Raw genomic sequence first — 19,716 nt, 5'->3', positions numbered from 1 at the left:
AAGTTGAGGCATCGTGTTGCCGGTAATAAGCTGGGAATGCCGGAGCACCGCCGCCGCGCTGTCCGCCGCAGTCTGATGGCCGGGTTGCTCCGCTACGATCGAATCAATACTACCCTGGCCCGCGCCCGCGCGATTCGCGGCGAAGTCGAGCGACTGATTGCGACCGCTGTTGAGGGCCGCGCCGCCGCTCAGCGTCATTTGGCGCAGGTAGTTCCTGATGAGGAAACGGCGGCCAAACTGCTGGCCTTCGCTCGACGGGGCCGTTTCTCGCTTCATGATGAAGTGGCAACGAATGAGGAACGGGCCGCTATGGGCATGCCTCCGCTGACGGAGCAGGGCCGCAAGTTCTTGGAGAATAAGCTGAAGGAGCGTCGCATGGAGCTCCTGCGCATTATCCCCAAGGAGGATGAGGCGGAGCGGGCGCTGCGGGCCGCCTATGAGGCTTTGGTGATTGAACTGCGTGCCCGGCGCTATATCCTGAGCCATTTGCCTGATGAGCTGGTGGTGCGCCGTCTCTTCGATGAGCTGGTGCCCCGCTATATGGGTCGCCCTGGTGGCTATACGCGCATCACAAAGCTGGGACGGCGTAAGGGTGATGCCGCTGAAATCGCTCAGATTGCCCTGGTCTAATGAGCCTGGGTCGACAGCCGGCTGTCAGTCTGGCTCACTGCTGTCTCTGGCTCTGCTGGCTGCTCTGGCCTGCCGAAAGGGGAGTAGGTTGGGTCAGCTCGCTAGGCGACAGAGGAAGATCGCCCAGGCGAGTGAGCTGAGCAGCCTTAAGCGGGCCGAGCCAACGCCGGGCAGGTCCAGGCCAGATGCGTTTGTGGGCTGCTGGGTTGCGCGGCAGACTTCGCACCCTGCGGGTAAGCTGGAGATGGAGAGCGCTGCCGGGTGCTGACCGGGTCGCTCACGCTAGCGCCGTCTGATAGGATCGAGGGCACGGGATCAGGGTCAGATCGCACGCAGGTCGCTCGCATTGTTTGCTGAGGTTGGTTCTTGACAGGCTGGCGACCTGGAGAAAGGAGGAAGGTGCCTCGCGCGAGAAAAAAGGCTCCAAGGCATGAGCGGCATAGGGAGCGAGGTAGGGACAGCGCTGGACCGCGCTCTCTGGCTCTGGCGGTCTCTGCTGATGCGCTGCTGCTTGGACCATCCTGGGGCTGGTCAGAGGATCTGGCTGGGCAGAGGAGTGATACTTACTGGCTGTCTTTGAACGGTAAGCAGGCTGCAGGGCAGGAGACAGGCAGCGTGAGCGAGTGTAAGTGATACGCGATTGCCGAGGTTGCATGAGATGATGATATGAATATCGCCTGTGGCATTGAGTACGATGGCACGGACTATCACGGCTTCCAGCGCCAGCCTGCTGCGCATGGTCCCACAGTCCAGGGAGTGCTAGAGACCGCTATTGCGCGCATTGCTGGTGAGCGGGTCGTGGTGCATGGTGCCGGGCGCACTGATGCTGGCGTCCACGCCTCGGGCCAGGTGATCAACTTTCATACGACGGCGCGGCTCGCTCCCGACGTCTGGGTACGAGCCTTAAATGCTACTTTGCCGCCCACTGTGGTCGTGCGCTGGGCGCGTGAGGTGCCGGAGCGCTTCCATGCCCGTTTCAGCGCCGTTAGTCGCTCTTATCGTTATACGATTTGGAATGATGAGATCCCGACGGCCCTCCTGGCTCGTTTTACGTACCATCGTTCTCAGACGCTGGCGGTCGATCTCATGGCGGAGGCCTGTCGGTATCTGCTGGGAACCAAAGATTTCGGGGCCTTTGGGCATAGCCCTGAGGATGCTTCTCATCCCGATGAGGCTGGCCCTCACCACTGTATCCGCACGATGCTGGCGGCGTCCTGCGTGCGCTATGGCGCCTGCATCTTCTGTGACTTTACTGCCAATGCCTTTCTAACCGGTATGGTGCGCCGTATAGTGGGAACGCTCCTGTTGGTCGGTCAGGGACGGCTCAGCGTGGAGGAGTTCGCGGCCATTGTCCAGCGAGCTGATCGTTCCCATCCTGGGGTGGCGGTGCCGGCACGCGGGCTATGCCTGGTAGGCGTCTCTTATCCCAAGGAGTTAGGCCTGCCGGAGCCGCGTTTGACGCTGCCGGCTACTGCTATTTGGCCCGCGTTCGTTAGTATTGGCGCAGAGCCGCAGCCCGACGCAGGCCCGTCTGCTCCTTGCTGAGCAGCGGGGCACAGGTCAGTCAGGTAGCTGTGGCAGGCCAAGGTTACAGCCCTCTATCTGCCTCGCCGGGCTTGCGCTTCGGCACTCTGCGGTGTGTAGCTGTGTAAGTGAGCAAGCAAGCAAGATCGCGTTGTTTTGGGAGATGTGACCTATGAGAAAGACCTATAGCGCCAGGGCTGCTGACCTGCGCCCGAAATGGTATGTCATCGATGCTGAGGGGCAGGTATTAGGCCGGCTGGCGTCGCAAATCGCCACAATCCTGCGCGGCAAGCATAAACCGACGTTTACTCCGCATATGCCCTGCGGCGATTATGTGATTGTCGTCAATGCCGATAAGATCGCCGTGACACGCGGGCGCCTCGATAAGAAAGTCTACTTTCGCCATACCCAGTACCCTGGTGGCGTGAAGTTGCGAACGCTTCGCCAGGTGCTGGAAGGCCCTCATCCTGAGCGCGCCTTGATTCATGCGGTGCGCGGTATGGTGATGCACAATAGTCTGGGCAACCAGTTGATGCGGCGGCTGAAGGTCTACGCCGGCCCCAACCATCCGCACCAGGCTCAGAAGCCGATCCCCTGGCGCGGACCGCAGGCGTTGCTGGAAGAGTATCTTTCGGAACAGCCGCCTGCTTCTAGCGAAAAGTAAGCAGCCAGTGCTGCTGCCTGTGATTCCTTGCGAGCCAATCAAGATGCAAGAAGAAGGAAGGGAGAGGAGTACGGACCTTGGCTGAGAGCACCAAACTGGAGCTGCCTAAAGGGGAGTACTACTATGGGATGGGACGACGCAAGACGGCTGTGGCGCGCGTGCGTCTTTATCCCAATGGAAGCGGCAAGATCATTGTCAACGGGCGCGACTTCTATAATTACTTCGGGAACCGCGAATCAGTAGTCGCGACTGCTCTCGCGCCGCTTCGCCTACTTGATTTGACCAATGCCTATGATATCTCTGTACGTGTGCTTGGTGGTGGCCTGAGCGGTCAGGCTGGCGCGATGCGCCATGCCTTGGCGCGAGCCTTGCTGCGCATCAATCCTGATTGGAAGAGCGCTCTACGCAAGGCTGGATTTTTGACGCGCGATCCGCGTGTGAAGGAGCGCAAGAAGCCCGGTTTGAAGCGCGCGCGCAAGGCTCCACAGTACACCAAGCGTTAAGCCTGGCTGGCGCTGCGATGGCTGGGAGCAAATGGCTGGGAGCAAATGGCTGGGATGGCCTGCGATCGTCAGCGGGACCAGGTGGCGAGGAATGGCAGGTTGGCCTTGGCTGGGCTGCCGTTCTGAAGAAGACCCCTTGATGATGGGCTGTACGCTCACAGAGAAGAAAAACAGGAGCGGGGGAAGCTGAGTGACCCCGTTCCTGTTTTTTGTTTGCGTATGTGGTGTTTGTAGCTTGTTGTGTACCTTGTGCCTGGTCCATATCCTGGCCTGTTTAGGCACACACATGGGTACCGCCGCGGATAAGGATCGCCCGGCGGTAGACCGCGAGACGAGCAGGCCCAAAGAGATCCGCGCTGGAATAGCAGGTTGCAGCCTGGCTCAGCGACGCGCTCGACCGGCAAGAGACAAACAAGGCATAGATCGGTCGCTGCGAGCCACCGCTGTGATTGGAGCTAACTTAGTTAGCGCTGGCGGGCACACTGCTGTAGACAGGAGTGCACCAGCGCGCCCGATATTCTGGCCGCTTGCCACGCACGACCTCGAAGTAGAGGTCTTGCAGCGCCTTACTAATAGGGCCAATCTGGCCGTTGCCCACGGGGCGATGGTCCACCTCTACAACGGGGGCGATCTGGGCTCCGGTGCCGCAGAGGAAGATCTCTTCAGCGTTGTACAGCTCAGTGCGATCAATGCTGCGCTCGCGGGTGATGCGTCCCAACTCGCGGCGCGCCAGCTCCATCACGGTGTCGCGCGTAATCCCGAGCAGAATATTTTCAGTTGGGGCGGGTGTGACCAATTCGCCGTTAAGCACCAGGAAGATATTTTCAGCGCTGCCTTCAGAGACATGGCCATCATGGGTAAGCATAATGGCCTCATCGTAACCGTTCTGCAGGGCCTCACTCTTGGCCAGGGCGGAATTGACATAGGCGCCGCAGACCTTGGCGCGTGCAGGAATGGCATTATCATCGATGCGGCGCCAGCTTGAGACGCAGCAGCGCAGACCCGTAGTGGCGACGTAGTCGCCAAATGGCTCAGCGGTGATCAGGAAGCTATCGCTGATGCCGTGCAGGCGCACACCGATCGTTTGATCGCTCTTGTAGGCGACGGGACGGATATAGATATCCTGGCGCTGATTGTTGCGGCGCACCAATTCGATCGTGATCTCTAGCAACTGCTCGACGGTGTAAGGCAGCGTGATTTGCAGCGTCTTACAGGAGCGTAGCAGGCGCTCATAGTGTTCACGGGCACGGAACAGATAGAGCTGCTGGTCTTGTTCATTCCAGTAGCCGCGGATGCCCTCGAAACAGCCAGTGCCGTAAGCAAAGCCGTGTGTCCGTACGGAGATCACGCCGCGCTCGGCAGAAATGAATTCGCCGTTCATGAAGAGTTCTTGGGCTTCCATCGCTGTTCTGGCAGAGAGCGCCGTTGCTCTCTGCCTTCCCTCCTTCTCTGAAGAAAGCTTAAGTTGTTGCCTTGCCTGTAACCTGCCGGCAGAGCCAGGCTCAAATGAATAGAGCGGACCGCCCAGCGGCCTGCTGAAGGTCTGGGCCGGGCCTGGTCGGCAGGTCAAGGCAGCGAGCAGGCCGACGAGCTGGCGGCTGCTGGTGTGCTAAAGGCTAGAGAATAGTTTTGCCCAGGGCGGAGAGCACCAGCCCGACAGCCAGCGAGGCGGTCGCGTTCTCGCGGTCCAGAATCGGATTCACTTCGACCACATCCATTGAACAGAGTTGGCCGCAGGCGGCGAGCAGCTCCATTGAAAGATGAGCTTCGCGGTAGCTGAGGCCGCCACGTACTGGTGTTCCCACCCCTGGCGCTTCGCTGGGATCAAGCGCATCGAGGTCAAGGCTCAGATGGATACGTCTGCCCTTGTGCCCGGCCACGGCGATAGCTTCTTCCATAATGGCAGAGATGCCGCGGCGGTCAATATCGGTCATCGTGAAGACATGGATGCGATTGGCGCGCAGCAGCTCACGCTCACCGGGGTCGAGATCGCGCACACCGACGATGGCAATATGCTGCGGGTTGACCTTGGGGACGCGGCCAGCCAGACGGACAAGACGCTCATGACCCAGGCCAGCCAGGGCGGCCAGTACCATACCGTGAATATTACCGGAGGGGGTAGTTTCCGGGGTATTGAAATCGCCGTGGGCGTCGATCCAGATGACGCCAACGTCGCCATAGAAGCTGGAGACCCCCGTGATGGAACCGAGGGCGATGCTGTGATCTCCCCCCAAAACAAGCGGCAGATCACCTTCCTGTAGGGCTTCGCTGACGGCTGTTGCTAGCTCTTCTGCCACCTGGACGATCGGCTCCAGGTACTTAACATGTGGGTCACCTGCTGGCTGGTTTTCAGGAAGGGGGACGTGCAGATTGCCGATGTCTTTGACACTATGGCCTAGTGCACGGAGTTTCTCGTGAAGGCCAGCATAGCGGATGGCACTTACCCCAATATCCACACCGCGTCGATCTGCCCCGAGATCCATCGGCACGCCAATCACCCGAATCTGCATCTGTTCGCTTACCCTCCTGTTCGCCATTGAACAGTGTGATGTTTCTCTCTCCATTATAGCCCTGGCTCAGGACCTTGTCCATCAGCCAATTGCTCCCACATGACAAGTCCAAGGCAGCCATTGCGCTTGCTCTCTGGCAAAGACAAGGAGTGGATCAGGTCAGTAGCAGCTCTAGAGCGATGGTCAGGAGGTCCTGAAGATGAGCGGGCGACTGACTGGGTCACGTCTTGTCGTCGAAGACGAGCGCGCTATACAATAAAAACTATCTCGCTGGCTTTTTGCCTGCGAAGACAATCAGGGGGAAGGCGCAAAGGCGTTTTTGTGGCTTTCCTTGTTGTGGAGAAGGAGGCGCTTGTCGTGTATCGCTGGTTGTATTCTCCCCAGTGTAGTCGCCGTTGCCAGGGAGAGGTGACGGCTCCAACGCGGCTGCCGACAAGGAGGTCAGTATCCACCCCCTGGCTGAAGCGCTGGCTACTGGGAGCTGGGCTTTGGTTGCTCATCCAGCTTCTTGCAGCATGTGGCGGAGGCTCCTCACCATCGACTAGCGCGCAGCAACCGCTGCCTGCAGCGCAACAGGTGCTGGTTTTCCCAAACGTTGGGACAAAGGACATCAGTACCTTGGACCCGGCGCAGGGACCCGATGCCAATTCGGCCCTGGCGGTCAATATGATCTATAGTGGGCTGGTGCGTGCGACCGCTGATCTCAGCGTAGTTCCGGATCAGGCAACATGGCAGGTCTCGTCTGATCAGCGCGTCTATACCTTCCATCTCAAGCCGGGCATCACTTTTTCTGATGGAACGCCTGTTACTGCGCAGACCTATGTCTTTACCCTGACACGCCAGCTTCTGCCAGAAGTTAAATCGCCTATTGCCTCCTTCTTTGAGGGCTTTATTGCCGGTGCAGCAGACGTGGCCGCTGGCAAGACACGGACGCTGAGCGGGGTACGTGCCCTGGATAACTTAACGCTGCAGATCACGCTGATCCGCCCAACACCTTTCTTCCTGGAGGTCTTAACCAACCCGCTCTTTGATCCGTTAAATCCCGCTCTGATAGAGAAATATGGTCAAGCAAACTGGGCGAACCAGGCGGCTGGTAACGCGCTCGGTACGGGGCCATTCATGGTAAAGAGCTGGCTCCACAATGTCAAGATGGTCCTAGTGCCCAATCCCCACTACTATGGCCCGAGGCCTCGGCTACGCGAAGTTGATATGCTGTTTGTCAGCGATCCAGCAACGGCGTTCAAGGCCTATGAGGCCCATCAGTACAGCTTTATCTGGAATATTCCTCCTGACGAGCTGGGGCGCGCCCGTCAGATGCCGGGCTTTGTACAGCGCTCACTCTTGCAGACCGATCTGCTCTTCTTCTACACGCGCAAGCCGCCCTTTGATAAGACCGCGGTGCGGCAGGCTTTCGCCTATGCGATCGACAAAAAGACCCTGGCCCATGCCATCTTTAAAGATGCGGTCCTGCCGGCCAGCACGATTATTCCGCCCGGCATGCCAGGCTACCAGGCTGACTACCCGGGTCTACCCTACGACCGGGCCAAGGCGCGCAGCCTGCTGCTATCCGTCTATCCTGATATTGGTAAGGTCCCGCCCGTTGTCTTCACTTACCCGTCTTCTCAGGTCTCGCAGAGCGAAGCTGCGGCCCTGCAGCAGATGTGGCAGAGCGCTCTGGGGCTGCAGGTGAAGCTGCGCGCCATGGACCTGACGACCTACAATGAAGAACTATCGAAGCATCTAGTACAGGTGGGCTTTATCCAGTGGACCGCTGATTTCCCTGATCCCTATGATTGGCTGACCCTGAATCTCAGCAGTGGCTCCCCCAATAATAACGGTGAGTGGAGCAATCCGCAGTTTGATCACCTGGTGACGCAAGCCGAGCAGGAGAGCGGCGAGGCGCGTTTGCGCACCTATAATGAGGCAGAGCGGCTAGCGATCGAAGATGTTGGCTGGCTGCCGCTGGATCATCAGGCGCTGGCGGCGGTGATCCCTTCCTGGCTCCACGGGGTGACGCTCAATGGCCTGGGCCTCTACTTCGACGATTGGTCTGCTGTTTACCTCCTTCAGCATGAGTGAGCAGGGATCTGCTGACTGACTGGCTGAGGAGAGAGGCAGCGGGATCAGCCTTGCCTTGAAGGCCACCGCGCCATGATGCTATAATAAAGCCAACACGTTCATCTTTGCGCTTATGTGCTTGAAAGCAAGCGGGAGGGAGGCAGCGCCCTCCAATCAGGCCGCCCGCCGGGAACGGCGGGCTTTGTTATGCAGCAGCGGGGAGCTAGAATGTCTCTTTGGGCTGTCCGCCGGACAGCCTCTGCGACCCTGTCATTGCTCCCTTTGTTTGGTTTTGGAGAACCTCTCGTTCTCCCGTTGTCGGGTGGGCGGAAGCGTTGACGCTTCCAGGTCTGTTATGCATGATTTGTATGCATTGAGGCATACAAGCCTGGTCTTGACGAAGAAACTGGCGTGAGAAGAAGGATACAGGCGGATGCAACTTAAGCTAAGCCTGGGCCTGCGAGCGAGCTGCTGGTATCTTCCTTGGCTAGGCGCATTTCTGAGGAGGTTCTGAACGCGATGGCAGTTGATGTCCTCAACCCCTATGAAGTAGCGGTCGCTCAGTTTGACGAAGCCGCCGAGATGCTAGGCCTCTCGCAAGCCATGCGGGCGATTCTGCGTAAGCCTAAACGAGAGCTGATTGTCAATTTCCCCGTTCGCATGGACAACGGCGATGTACAGATGTTTACCGGCTACCGTGTCCAGCACAACATCAATCGCGGCCCGGCGAAAGGCGGCATTCGCTTTAGCCCCGATGTCTCCTTGGACGAAGTACGGGCGCTCGCCATGTGGATGACCTGGAAGTGTGCCGTAGTGGGTATTCCCTTTGGGGGAGCCAAGGGAGGGGTAGTCTGCGACCCGCATAAACTCTCACGCAATGAGCTGGAACGTCTCACTAGACGCTACGCGACCGAGATCTCCATTCTGATTGGCCCCAACAGTGATATTCCCGCCCCCGATATGAATACCAACCCGCAGATTATGGCCTGGATCATGGATACCTATTCCATGCATCGAGGCTATTCGGTGCCCGAGGTTGTCACAGGCAAACCGCTCTCGATCGGTGGCAGCGAAGGGCGTCTAGAAGCAACGGCGCGCGGCGTCCAGGTAGTGACGCGCGAGGCGCTGCTGAGCCTGGGGATGCAGCCCGAGGGAACCAGGGTAGTCATCCAGGGCTTTGGCAATGTCGGAGGCAACTCGGCCCGTCTGCTGCAGTCTCTTGGCTGCAAGATCGTCGGCCTGAGCGACATCAGCGGCGGTGTGTACAACCCCAATGGCATCGATGTCATGCGCGCGTTACGCTACTCCCAAGAGCATGGCGGTCTACGTGGTCTACCCGATAGCGAGCAAGTGACCAATCAAGAACTACTAGAGCTGCCCTGTGATGTGCTGATCCCGGCTGCGCTGGAGAACCAACTGACGGCCCAGAATGCCCCGCGTGTCAAAGCGCGCCTGATCATCGAGGCTGCCAATGGGCCAACAACTCCCGAAGCCGATCGCATCTTTCAAGATCGTGGTATCACAGTAGTGCCGGATATCCTGGCCAATGCCGGCGGAGTAACCGTCAGCTATTTCGAATGGGTGCAGGATCTGCAACGCTTTTTCTGGTCCGAAGACGAAATCAATGAGCGTCTAGAGCGCATCATGGTGCGCTCGTTCCAGGCAGTCAAAGATCGCGCTGAACGTCAACGCACCAGCCTGCGGATGGGGGCTTACCTGCTGGCCGTAGCGCGTGTCGCTGAGGCTACCGAGGCGCGCGGCATCTATCCCTAATCGGAGAGAGCTGTCGGAGGTTCAGGAGGTTCAGGAGGTTCAGCGAACGCTAGTGGGAGCAAGCTGACTCGCTCCAATCCTCTCGACTTAGGGCGAGGGTGCAATATCGAGGATCTTAAGAGAGATCTCACGCGTACTCTCGCCCTCCTGGGGATGCCAGGCCGGTTCGATGCGAAAGATGACGTCAACGTGAGAGGCGCCACTGAGAGCGCTCATATGGCTTGCCCCCCGGACAAATGTCCCCATAACCTGCACATTGCCGATCCCCAGGCGCAGACGCAAGTTGCGCCCCTCTGGGCCACTACTCCAGTAGTGAAGCAGACGCATTTTTTCTGCTTTGAAGACTGGTTCGGGATTGGAGGCTCCGAAAGGACTGAGCTGACGGATACGCTGATAGGTCTGATAGTGGAAATACTCAGGGCGGCGGAGCACCAGGTCAACGGTGCGGGGGCGGCTCGCAAATGGGGAAAGGCTCTCCTGATCGTTAGGTGCAGCGCTGGCTACAGCCGCCAGCAAGGCTGGCTCTGAGGCATTGCCCTGACCCTGACTATCGTGCCAGCTTAATAAGTGCCGATGCAGCTCTTCAACATACTGATTGGCGATCGTAAAGCCGGCGGCCTGTGCATGACCGCCGTAGCGCTCGAAGAGATGGGCACAACTACGCAAGGCGGCAATCATATTGAAACCTTCTCTGCTCCGAGCGGAACCACGGCTGAAATCCTTGCCGCGGCTCAACACCAGCACAGGGCGCTGGATCTCCTCGGCCAGCTTACTGGCCACCAGACCAATAATACCCTCTGGCCAATTGTCACCGCCCACCAGTACCACGGCATCGTCGGGATGGCGCGCCGCCTCCTCACGTGCCAGATTCATCAGCTCCTCAGTCTGGACCTGGCGCAGATAATTCAGACGCTCCAGGCGGGCAGCGTAAGCCCGAGCCTCAGCCGGATTGTCCGTCATCAAAAGCTCACAAGCCAGGCGAGCATGCTCCATACGACCAGCCGCATTGAGGCGCGGCCCCAAGACAAAGGCAACATCACGCTCGCGCACCTGACCTGGCTGCAGACCAGCACTTTCCATCAAGGCCAATAAGCCCGGGCGCTTTGTCTGATTGAGCCGTTCCAGCCCCAGGCGCACCAGCGTATGATTCTCGCCAAGCAGCTCAGCCACATCAGCAATGGTGCCAATCGCTACCAGATCAAGCAAGGCTAGCTCCTCGTCAGGTGGCAGACCGAAGGAGCGATAGAGGGCTTGCACTAACTTAAAAGCCACACCGACCCCGCAGAGCACGCGCTCAGGATACAGCGAATCGGGACGCCAGGGGTTGACCACTGCATAGGCTGGCGGCAGCACTTCGGGCGGACGATGATGATCCGTGATAATGACATCAATCCCGAGCACCTCACGGGCGTAGTGGACTTGAGCCACGTCAGAGCTAGCGCAATCCACAGTGACAATCAACGCCGTCCCCTGACGCTTAAGCCAGTCAAGGGCCCCAACATTGAGGCCGCACCCCTCATCGATCCGCGAAGGGATATAGTAATCAAGTGGAGCATCTCCCTGCTTGAGACGGCGCAAGGCTCGCATCAAGAGCGCCGTCGCAGTCACTCCATCGGCGTCGAAATCGCCATAGACTGTGATATGCTCACCCTGTTGCAGGGCAAGGCGAATGCGCTCCAGGGCACGGGGCAGATCAATTAAGGCCAGAGGGTCAGGTGTGTGCTCGTAGCGTGCCTCCAGGAAGGTTCTCATCTCCTCGGGAGTGCGCAGGCCCCGATTGTAAAGCAATTGAGCATGCAAAGGCTCAATACCCGCCGCGCGAAAGCGGCGAAACTGACTGGCGCTGAGCAGCTCACAGACACGCCAGCTCAGATGTGTTGCTCTCTCTGGCTCCACAGGCACTATCCTTCTTCTTCCCAGCTCTTTTGCTCGTCTTCGTCTGGAAGCAAGCAGAGAAAGACCTCATTGCCAAGCAAGCGACCGCGCTTGCTGAGGCGCAGCCAGCAGCCATCACACTCCAATAAACCGGCCTCAGAGACACGTTGCAGACGTTGCCCGGCGAATTGCCAGAAGTCCAGGCCGAAGCGCTCACGGAAAGAAGGCAAATGCAACCCGCGAGCGGTGCGCAGGGCCAGGATAGCTGTCTCGGCCATCTGCATCTCAAGCGAAAGCGCCTCGCTTTCCGCCTCGGGACGCTGGCGGGAAGCCAGTAGACGTATGTAGTGGCGAGGCTCACGCACATTTGAGAAACGTCGCCCGCCAAAGCAAGAGTAGGCGCCAGCCCCCAGACCCAGATAAGGCAGGTTGAGCCAGTAGGTGAGATTGTGACGGCACTCATGGCCAGGTCGGGCCCAGTTTGAAATCTCATAATTCGCGTAGCCTGCCTCTTGCAGCAGCGCATCAGCGTACTCATACATCTCGGCACAGAGATCGTCGTCTGCCGGCACAAGGCGACCTTCCTGGACCCAGGTAAAGAAAGGCGTCCCCTCTTCCACAATCAGCGAGTACAGAGATAGATGATCGGGTTCCAACTCAAGCGCGCGCAGCAGCGTCTCACGCCACTGGGCCATCGTCTGCTCAGGCAGACCGAACATCAAATCAAGATTGAGTGACAAGAAGCCGGCAGCGCGTGCCGCTCGGACCGCCTGGACAATATCATCAGGCGAGTGGGTGCGTCCCAACAGCCTTAGCAGGTGAGGATCAAAGCTCTGCGCACCCAGACTCAGGCGATTTACCCCGAGCGTACGGAGGGCTTGCAGATACGGACCTGAAAGTGTGCCTGGATTGGCCTCAAGCGAGATCTCTGCCTCGGCGTCAACTGCGAAGGCCGCAGAGCAAGCGTCAAGCAGGCGCTGAATCTGCTCTACACTCAAGAGGCTAGGAGTGCCCCCGCCAAAGTAGATGGTCCGAGCACGGCGCCGACCGCCATTGGCAGGGCGGGCCCACTCACCAGCCAATGTGATCTCTGTCAGCAAGGCTTGCACGTATGGCTCACGTAGAGGTAACAGACCTGCATAGGTATTAAAATCACAATAATAGCAGCGCGTATGGCAGAAAGGGACATGCAAGTAGAGGGAAACGCTCTCCAGAAGAGCAGAGAGTGGTTCACCAAAGAAGACTGTGCAAGAAGCACTGGGCATGAAAGTAGTCATAGATTTCTGCCTGACCAAGAGAACAAGAAGCAAGCACAAAGGAATAGCACCTACCCCACCATCACCATCCTGGCTGCAGCCGGACGCAGAGATCTAGGGGAGCTGCCGATCTTCGCTCAACCTGGCGATCGTCTCTGTCCAGGAAGAGAGCGCTAGTGGAGCAGCTCCCCCAAGTGATACGGCCTAGGAGACGAGGCGGCTACTGGTTTGGAGCCGTTAAGCCGCCGCTGCTCTGTGAAGGACCGCTCACGGGCAGCTCTGTCGGCATATTGATCGGATCGAAGAGCCGGTTCTGATCAGCGGGTGTAATATGCGTTGTTGGCAAGGCCCGGATCTCCAGCGACCAGTTGGAGAGGGCGTTATCTTTCAGCGTCTTCAGGGTATTCGCATCCACGGGACGAGAAGGATCGATACCAAGAATCTGCACGATATGATAGGCGCCGTTCTCCATAATGATGGGGCTGATCTCATTGATCGTACGAGCTGGATCGAAGAGCCAGTTCTCCACGTAGGCCTGGCCCTCCTGATGGGCATACTGACCACGAGCCAGCCAGCCAAGATAGCCGCCCTTTGTATTGGTAGTTGTATCGACCGACTTCTGACGGGCCAGCGTCGCGAAATCGGCGCCCTTCTTTAGCTGCTGGAGGATCTTTTCCGCATCAGCCTTAGTACTGAGCGTCATGGTTCGCGCCAATACCTGGTAGGTGGGCGACTTAATCTGCGAGGCCAGATAATTCTGCATATTATCGCGACGCAGCTTCAGAGCCATCATCTCATGCATATCGGCATCGGTCACACCATCCTGGGCGAGCATCTGCTGATAGCTGCGCGCATACTGGCCAGACTTTGGCATATTGGCCTTGAGATCGTTGAGAGCCCGCTCAACCTGAGAAGCCGTTGGCTCGATGCGAGTGCGAACCGAGGCAGGCTGCGTTTGGAGCCACTCGCGGATCAGCTCATCGTCCTGCAGCCAAGTCGCGCTATCATTGCCGATCTGAGACTGCGTGAAAGGCCCCTGTTGCTCGAAGGGAATAGTATTCTGGGTCAGATCGTTCAACTGAGATTGCAGCTTATCGTGTTGCGACTGAGCAGTAGCGTAAGCCTGCTTGGCCTCATTCAGCTCCTTGGTCAACTGTGCGCGCTGGGCGCTGGAGCCAGCGGGCAGCTTGCCAAGCTGCTTGTTGAGATCATCGATCTTCTTTGAAGCGTTATTCATGGCCTGCTGCTGCTGGGCGACGGCCTTTTCGAGGTTAGTACGCTGGGCGAAGAGGCCATTCGGACCGTAGAGCTTATTGATCTCCAGTTGGGTTTTCAAGACGACCAGTTTATGGTACTCGGACTGGGGGATATCATGCCCATTGACCGAAGTAATCGGCAGGCTCGGCACAATGACGTTAATGTTGATCCAGAAACCGATGATAACGCCGATGATGGTCAACAAGATAAAGATCGCGAGGGCCCAAGTGGCACGGACGCGGATACGATTTTTCTCGCTCTGAGAGAGGTGGCTACCCCAGCCGAAGATCAGGGGCTTTCCGTCGCGGCGAGCCGCCACCAGAGCAGTTTGGCGGACATAGCGTCTAGACTTCGCCTTCTCTGGGCGGCTGGCTCGTGTTGACCGCTGATTTTGGGGTTCACGCGCTGTTTGACTCTTCATAGTGGGAGACCCTTTCCTGCCTTCAGCAATGGCTGCTCATGGCTTCATGATACACAGGAACGGCCAATGAGACAAGAGGGCAAGCGCTGACTCAGGGCCGGTAAAAGAGCGAGCCGGGCCAGCGAATAAGCAACGCCTCACATCCTCATCTCACAGGCAAGCAAGAATAGAAGAGAAAGGCGCAGGCATCGCTGAGCTGGTTCCTATCTGCTATGCCTGACCTGACCGGGTAGCCCTCTTTCTTCGGTGAGCTGGCGCATCTGACAACCTTATCACTCCAAAATAGCGCAGGCGGCAGGGAAGCAGGCCTTTTTGACAGCCAACGCAAGCTAAGATGGCAACAGAGCGCTATCGGCTGTTGCGGCGAGCCAACAGTTGCGAAAGAGGAGGTGGAGCAGCGCAGAGCCGAAGCGCGAAGGTCGCAAGAGACCTCTGGAGAGACTGGCGAGGGAGGTCCCAGCGTAGGAAGCGTCTCCAACAACCCTAGCCATCTGCTAGCTGTGAATTGTGCGCCTCGACTTGCGGCTCCATCCTCCAACCGGTAAGCTCAGCCGCTGTGCTTGTGTACATAGCTATCCAAGCCAGCGGTGGCCACTGCTGGCAGCGGAGCAGACCCTGAGTGCTCAGCTAAAGGTTCAGCTAGCGCACTACATACTGCGCATATGCTCTGCAGTATAGGGCAGCAGGGCCATGAAACGAGCCTGTTTGAGCGCGCGGCTCAGGGCGCGCTGATGCTTAGCGCAAGTGCCCGTCTTGCGGCGAGGCTCGATCTTGCCGCGGTCGGAGATGTAGCGTTTCAAGAAGCGAGCGGCATCCTTATAATCGATCTCCCGCACGCGGTCGTGACAGAACTGGCAGACCTTGCGCCGGGGGCCACGCATGCCCTGGCGAGCCTGGCGGGCAGCGGCCTGAGCGGGAGCTTGAGCCTGAGATGAAGCCTGGGCGCTAGCCCCGCTCTGAGCCGGCTGAGCCGGCGTATTCTGCTGCGTAGCGGCTGCACTTGGCTGGTTGGCCGCTTCATTGCGTTTTTGCACGGGCTGTCCTCTCCTCCTTCGAACACACAACAGAGTACATCTTGTTACGAGTCAATCGGCCATTGCGGATTAAAAAGGCTGAGAATCATCCAGATCTTCGAGGAAATCGCCGCTATCGGTCGGGAACTCATCCGAGACATCGGCCTCCTGTGGCCTGGGCGAGAGGAAGCGCAGATCGGTGGCGATCACATCGACGGCGACGCGCTCGACGCCGTTTCTATCGGTATACTTGCGCTGAGTGACTCGCCCTTCCACATAGACCTTGCTGCCCTTGCGCAGGTACCGATGGCAGCGCTCGGCCAGCGAGCGCCAGGCAACCACATTGAACCACTCGGTCTCCTCGCGCTTTTCGCCGCTGGGCGTCTTATAGGTACGGCTGACTGCTAGCGAAAAGCGAGTGAAAGGGGTCCCGCCATTATCGGTATAGGACAATTCAGGGTCGCGGCCCAGGTTGCCGATCAACATGATTTTGTTCAGCATCGCTCAGATCCTTTCGTCGCACTGGGAGACGCCGCGCCATGCTCTCGTAAAGGGAAGCCAGACGGGAGGAATAGCCCAGCCCTCGCTGGTGTGTTCTCTGAGAGAGCCCGAGCCACTATCTTGTCTCGCCTCGCTTGTCACGTGCGTATTCCCGAACCGATTGCCGTAGCAGCTAGGCTTGCTCAGCCTCGGGAGCTGGCTGCTCATCGAGTGCGGGGGGGGCACTCTCCATCTCCTCTGGCGAGACGGCGGGCGCCTCTTCATCTCCTACTGCTGACTCCGATGACTCTGATTCTGATAGGGTAGCTGCTTCAGAAACGTCGGCAGGAGCCTCAGCTCCCGCGTCTGCGGCGCTGCCTGCAGCAGCCTCGACCTCCGCACTGGTGCCAACAAGCTCCTCGCTGGCAACGCTAGCAGGGGCAGGGGCCGGGGCGACCCCGGCGGCGCTCGCGGCGGCGTAGGCTTCGCGCTCCTTCTGTACCACCCGTGGATCGCGCCGTTTGATCAGATGCCGCAGTACCTCCTCAGAGACCTTGAGGGTGCGGTCCAGTTCCGGGAGGGTCTCAGGGGAGACACTCATATCAACAAAGACATAGATGCCATCGCGTTGATGCTGGATGGGGTATGCCAACCGTCGCCGTCCCCAGTGGTTCACCCTGACAACCTGGCCGTCATGCGCGGTTACGATCTGCTCGATCCGTTCTAGTATAGTACGTGTTCGCTCCTCATTGACTTCGGGATGGAGAATAAAGCCAAGCTCGTAGTCTCTCCTCACGAAGCCACCTCCTTCCTATGGGTTTGCTCGCGGTCAGTCGCGGTGAAGCGTGCTCGTTGTGCTGCCGGAGCAGGTGGAGTATGGCGCTTTCTCTTGTCGCCATCCGCTCTGCCGCTATCTCGGGCCCTCTCTTGCTTTTGCCCTTGCCAACCACTCTTACTGCTGCCTCCTCTCAGGCTGGCTGCCGGTGTCCGTGGGGGCGCCTGGTTCCTGCCTGAGAAGGTCAAGTTGCTCTCTGCTCGTTTGGCAGGCAGGCGTGGCCTGTGGCTGTTGAGAGAGTCGGTACAGTGCCCCGCTATTATAGCATTGTCCTCCCTTTCTGGCAAGAGAAGGTCCATCGTGCTGAGGAGAAGGCGGCCTTCGGGACTAGCGCACTGACGGCAAGCTCTGCCAGGCTCGAGCGTTTCCCCTTTGGTTCAGGTGAGACGACCAGGAGGGTTGGCTCCCTAAAGTTTCCCCTTTCTCCTCTCTCTGTCGTGGGCCTAGTCTTCTGCTCTCATATTCTGGGAGCGGCTCTTGAAGGTGGAAATGTTAGCGCCGCGCTTCGCCTGAGAGCCTCGCTTGCTGCTTAGCCACTGCTCAGTGACCGGCGGCAGACCTCTCCTTTGCCGGTTTCGATCTCTCAAGGGGACACACTTAGTCACGCCTTGAGAGCTTCCAACGAGCACGAGGCCTGTATCTGCCCGCTGGCATCCCTGGGGAAGGTCCTCCCCTACTGGACAGCAAGGGCAATCTGTGCTATACTCGCAGACGGCCTGCGGGGCTTTTTCGCTCTTGAAAAAGGCTTCTCTGCGCCTTCGATGGAGCTTGTCTTCTCTATTGTGCTGTCACGCACGCGACCGCTGGCGTGCCTGTTCAGCCTGCCTGCTTAGGTCGTGCCGGGCGTACAAGCTGTACAAGCTGTACGAGCTGCTCGCTCCGATGAAGCCGTTGTCACGGCCCCGTCGTTTGCTGGTCATGGCCTCCCTTTACTTTCAGCAGGAGGAGCGTCAGGGAGAGGAGGATCTGCCACCTACTTGCCCCGCGAGAGAAGAAAGAAAGAGAGTGTGTATCTCATGAAGCAGAAACTGAAGACGCATAAAGCGACCGCAAAGCGGATTAAGATTACGGCCACTGGTAAGCTTTTACGCCGCAAAGTTGCAATCAGCCACCTGCGCCGTAACAAGTCGTCCCGTTCGATCCGTGCGGCTGATAAGACCTTTGCCCTGGCTCGTGGGGATGCTCGCCATGTTCGGCGCCTGCTTCCCTACGCTGGTCGTTAGGACAAGAAAAGCGCTCTCCTCGCTGTCTCTCTTATTGGCGGACAGGTAAGGGAGCGCTCCGGTCGTCCGCTCATCGGCTATCTAGAGGCTGTAAACTGAAAGAGAAGGGAAGGACGAGTACACTATGCCAAGGGTTAAACGAGGCGTTACGGCGCGTCGCAAGCATAAGAAGGTCTTGCAATTTGTTGAGGGTCACCGTGGCACGCGTCGCCGTCTGATCAAGAAGGCACGCGAGTCCATGATGCATGCGCTGGCCTATGCTTATCGCGATCGGCGCAATCGCAAGCGTGATATGCGTCGACTCTGGATCACGCGTATCAACGCTGCGGCTCGCATGTTTGGCGTGACATATAGTCAATTAATGCACGCCATTCGCATCGCCAACATCAGTGTTGATCGCAAGATCCTGGCTGAGATGGCGGTCAACGATCGGCCTGCCTTTGCCGAGCTTGTGAAGACAGCCATGGCTGCAGTGCAAAGTCAGGGCCAGCCTCAAGTGCAAGCCCAAAGCTAGCGGGCGGCTGGCGCACAAGCTGTACGGTCTCAGGTGAAGGTCTGAGGCCAGCGCCTCTTACCTCATCTTCTGTCTGGCCAGGCGGAACGGCACAGAATCTCAGTAGCAGGGGCGACTGCTCCGGCGGTCGCCCCTGCTGCATGCTAAGGGGAGTTGACAGTCTCATGCAGGTGATCAGTAGTCCGCTCAATCCCCGTATTGCCCGCCTGCGTGAACTTCATACGCCGCGTGGACGCAGAAAACATGGCCTCTTTCTGCTCGAAGGGCCACATCTCCTGAAAGAGCTGCTCGACCGGGCGGTGGCGCCCCTTGAAGTCTACTATCAGCCCGAATTGCTAGGCCGCACTGCTGAAGGGCAGGTTTTGTTACAGCGCTTACTGAGTGGGGCGGTAGAAAGACGAGCGCTGGTGCAGGTTAGCGTACGTGTGATTGAGGCCTTAGGTGAGGTGCAGACTTCACAGGGTGTGATAGCCCTCTTACCGCTGGCGGCCTGTAGCTATGAGCAAGTAGCAACGCGCCGACCGGCGGCCTCGCGGCCAGCGCTCCTCATTCTCGATCGATTAGCTGATCCTGGCAACCTGGGTACAATCCTACGCACAGCGCTGGCGGCAGATGTGGCAGCAGTGCTGCTGACACCGGGCTGCGTAGATGCGTTCAATCCCAAGGTAGTGCGAGCCGCTGCCGGGGCCCATCTGGCCTTACCGCTTGCGGAAGAAGTGGGCTGGGACGAGATTGCGCGGCGAGTGCAGGAGCATTGTGGTAGGCAGCAGCGGGTCTTTCTGGCTGAGGCGGGAGCGCCTCAGCTCTATTATGAGCAGGACCTGCGTCGGCCATTCGCCCTCATTATTGGAAACGAGGCTCATGGTCCCTCAGCGGCTGCCCGGGCTCTGGCCACCAGTAGTATAAGTATTCCGCTAGCCAACGGCGTTGAGTCTCTCAATGCGGCTATGGCGACTGCTATCTTACTCTACGAGGCTGTGCGTCAACAGCGTCAAAGCTCCTCCTAGTCCTCCTAGCCGGTCCAGGATCTCGACAGCAAGCCAGCCCTGGCCGTCTCTTGCCGGTGAGGGGAAGCGGCAGGCGCGATCGCTGACGCTGATCTGTGAGGGGGGCTAGCAAGGGAAAGCTTGGAGATCGCCGATCTCCCCTGGAAAATAACAGGGGCGGCAGGACCTACGAC

At 58.6% G+C, this 19,716-nt stretch carries 16 protein-coding genes and 1 pseudogene; 9 read left to right on the top strand and 8 right to left on the bottom strand.

What is annotated here, in order from left to right:
- Positions 1–3: 3 nt before the first annotated feature.
- From IRZ24_RS02220 to rpsI, 4 genes are all read left to right on the top strand, one after another.
- The gene (locus IRZ24_RS02220; RefSeq protein WP_297160141.1) at positions 4–630 is read left to right on the top strand and encodes a bL17 family ribosomal protein; all 627 of its coding nucleotides are present in this window, start codon (positions 4–6) and stop codon (positions 628–630) included.
- Positions 631–1,296: 666 nt separating this feature from the next.
- Positions 1,297–2,175, top strand: a complete 879-nt coding sequence (truA, locus tag IRZ24_RS02215) for a tRNA pseudouridine(38-40) synthase TruA (RefSeq protein ID WP_297160139.1) — start codon at positions 1,297–1,299, stop codon at positions 2,173–2,175.
- Between the two features lie 151 nt (positions 2,176–2,326).
- Complete coding sequence (gene rplM / locus IRZ24_RS02210; RefSeq protein ID WP_297160138.1) at positions 2,327–2,818, top strand: 50S ribosomal protein L13; 492 nt, start codon at positions 2,327–2,329, stop codon at positions 2,816–2,818.
- A 128-nt stretch (positions 2,819–2,946) separates the two neighbouring features.
- On the top strand, positions 2,947–3,321 hold the full coding sequence (gene rpsI / locus IRZ24_RS02205) for a 30S ribosomal protein S9 (protein WP_297160158.1): 375 nt from the start codon (positions 2,947–2,949) through the stop codon (positions 3,319–3,321).
- Between the two features lie 460 nt (positions 3,322–3,781).
- On the opposite strand, the gene IRZ24_RS02200 is transcribed toward rpsI, so the two are convergent.
- Complete coding sequence (locus tag IRZ24_RS02200) at positions 3,782–4,723, bottom strand: branched-chain amino acid transaminase (protein ID WP_297160136.1); 942 nt, start codon at positions 4,721–4,723, stop codon at positions 3,782–3,784.
- A 214-nt stretch (positions 4,724–4,937) separates the two neighbouring features.
- Complete coding sequence (gene rocF, locus IRZ24_RS02195; RefSeq protein WP_297160134.1) at positions 4,938–5,831, bottom strand: arginase; 894 nt, start codon at positions 5,829–5,831, stop codon at positions 4,938–4,940.
- Positions 5,832–6,188: 357 nt separating this feature from the next.
- On the opposite strand from rocF, the gene IRZ24_RS02190 reads away from it, so the two are divergent.
- Both IRZ24_RS02190 and IRZ24_RS02185 read left to right on the top strand, forming a co-directional pair.
- Complete coding sequence (locus IRZ24_RS02190) at positions 6,189–7,910, top strand: peptide ABC transporter substrate-binding protein (protein ID WP_297160132.1); 1,722 nt, start codon at positions 6,189–6,191, stop codon at positions 7,908–7,910.
- 498 nt (positions 7,911–8,408) lie between these two features.
- Entirely contained in the window at positions 8,409–9,662 is a 1,254-nt protein-coding gene (locus IRZ24_RS02185) for a Glu/Leu/Phe/Val dehydrogenase (RefSeq protein WP_297160130.1), read from the top strand.
- A gap of 87 nt (positions 9,663–9,749) precedes the next feature.
- Here the strand turns inward: IRZ24_RS02185 and recJ are convergent, their stop codons facing one another.
- The 6 genes and pseudogenes from recJ to rpsF form a co-directional block, all read right to left on the bottom strand.
- Entirely contained in the window at positions 9,750–11,558 is a 1,809-nt protein-coding gene (gene recJ, locus IRZ24_RS02180) for a single-stranded-DNA-specific exonuclease RecJ (protein ID WP_297160129.1), read from the bottom strand.
- A 5-nt stretch (positions 11,559–11,563) separates the two neighbouring features.
- Positions 11,564–12,814, bottom strand: a complete 1,251-nt coding sequence (gene hemW / locus IRZ24_RS02175; protein WP_297160128.1) for a radical SAM family heme chaperone HemW — start codon at positions 12,812–12,814, stop codon at positions 11,564–11,566.
- Between the two features lie 199 nt (positions 12,815–13,013).
- A complete protein-coding gene (locus IRZ24_RS02170) occupies positions 13,014–14,471 on the bottom strand; it encodes a peptidylprolyl isomerase (RefSeq protein ID WP_297160126.1) in 1,458 nt (485 codons plus the stop codon).
- 656 nt (positions 14,472–15,127) lie between these two features.
- Positions 15,128–15,352: pseudogene (gene rpsR, locus IRZ24_RS02165) on the bottom strand (30S ribosomal protein S18); the annotation flags it as partial.
- Between the two features lie 222 nt (positions 15,353–15,574).
- Positions 15,575–15,985: a single-stranded DNA-binding protein gene (gene ssb / locus IRZ24_RS02160; RefSeq protein WP_297160125.1), complete on the bottom strand. Its 411-nt coding sequence runs from the start codon at positions 15,983–15,985 to the stop codon at positions 15,575–15,577.
- Between the two features lie 172 nt (positions 15,986–16,157).
- Positions 16,158–16,760, bottom strand: a complete 603-nt coding sequence (rpsF, locus tag IRZ24_RS02155) for a 30S ribosomal protein S6 (protein WP_297160123.1) — start codon at positions 16,758–16,760, stop codon at positions 16,158–16,160.
- Positions 16,761–17,815: 1,055 nt separating this feature from the next.
- Between rpsF and rpmI the strand changes: the two genes are divergently transcribed.
- The 3 genes from rpmI (at position 17,816) to IRZ24_RS02140 (ending at position 19,543) form a co-directional block, all read left to right on the top strand.
- Positions 17,816–18,022: a 50S ribosomal protein L35 gene (rpmI, locus tag IRZ24_RS02150; protein WP_297160122.1), complete on the top strand. Its 207-nt coding sequence runs from the start codon at positions 17,816–17,818 to the stop codon at positions 18,020–18,022.
- Between the two features lie 124 nt (positions 18,023–18,146).
- Positions 18,147–18,536, top strand: coding sequence for a 50S ribosomal protein L20 (rplT, locus tag IRZ24_RS02145; protein WP_297160121.1), 390 nt, complete (start codon positions 18,147–18,149; stop codon positions 18,534–18,536).
- A gap of 164 nt (positions 18,537–18,700) precedes the next feature.
- Complete coding sequence (locus IRZ24_RS02140) at positions 18,701–19,543, top strand: RNA methyltransferase (RefSeq protein WP_297160119.1); 843 nt, start codon at positions 18,701–18,703, stop codon at positions 19,541–19,543.
- Positions 19,544–19,716: the final 173 nt, after the last annotated feature.

The sequence above is a fragment of the Thermogemmatispora sp. genome (assembly GCF_019683755.1).
Taxonomy (GTDB): domain Bacteria; phylum Chloroflexota; class Ktedonobacteria; order Ktedonobacterales; family Ktedonobacteraceae; genus Thermogemmatispora.
The sequence above is the reverse complement of the archived record's forward strand: the minus strand, read 5'-3'. Positions and strand labels throughout refer to the sequence as shown.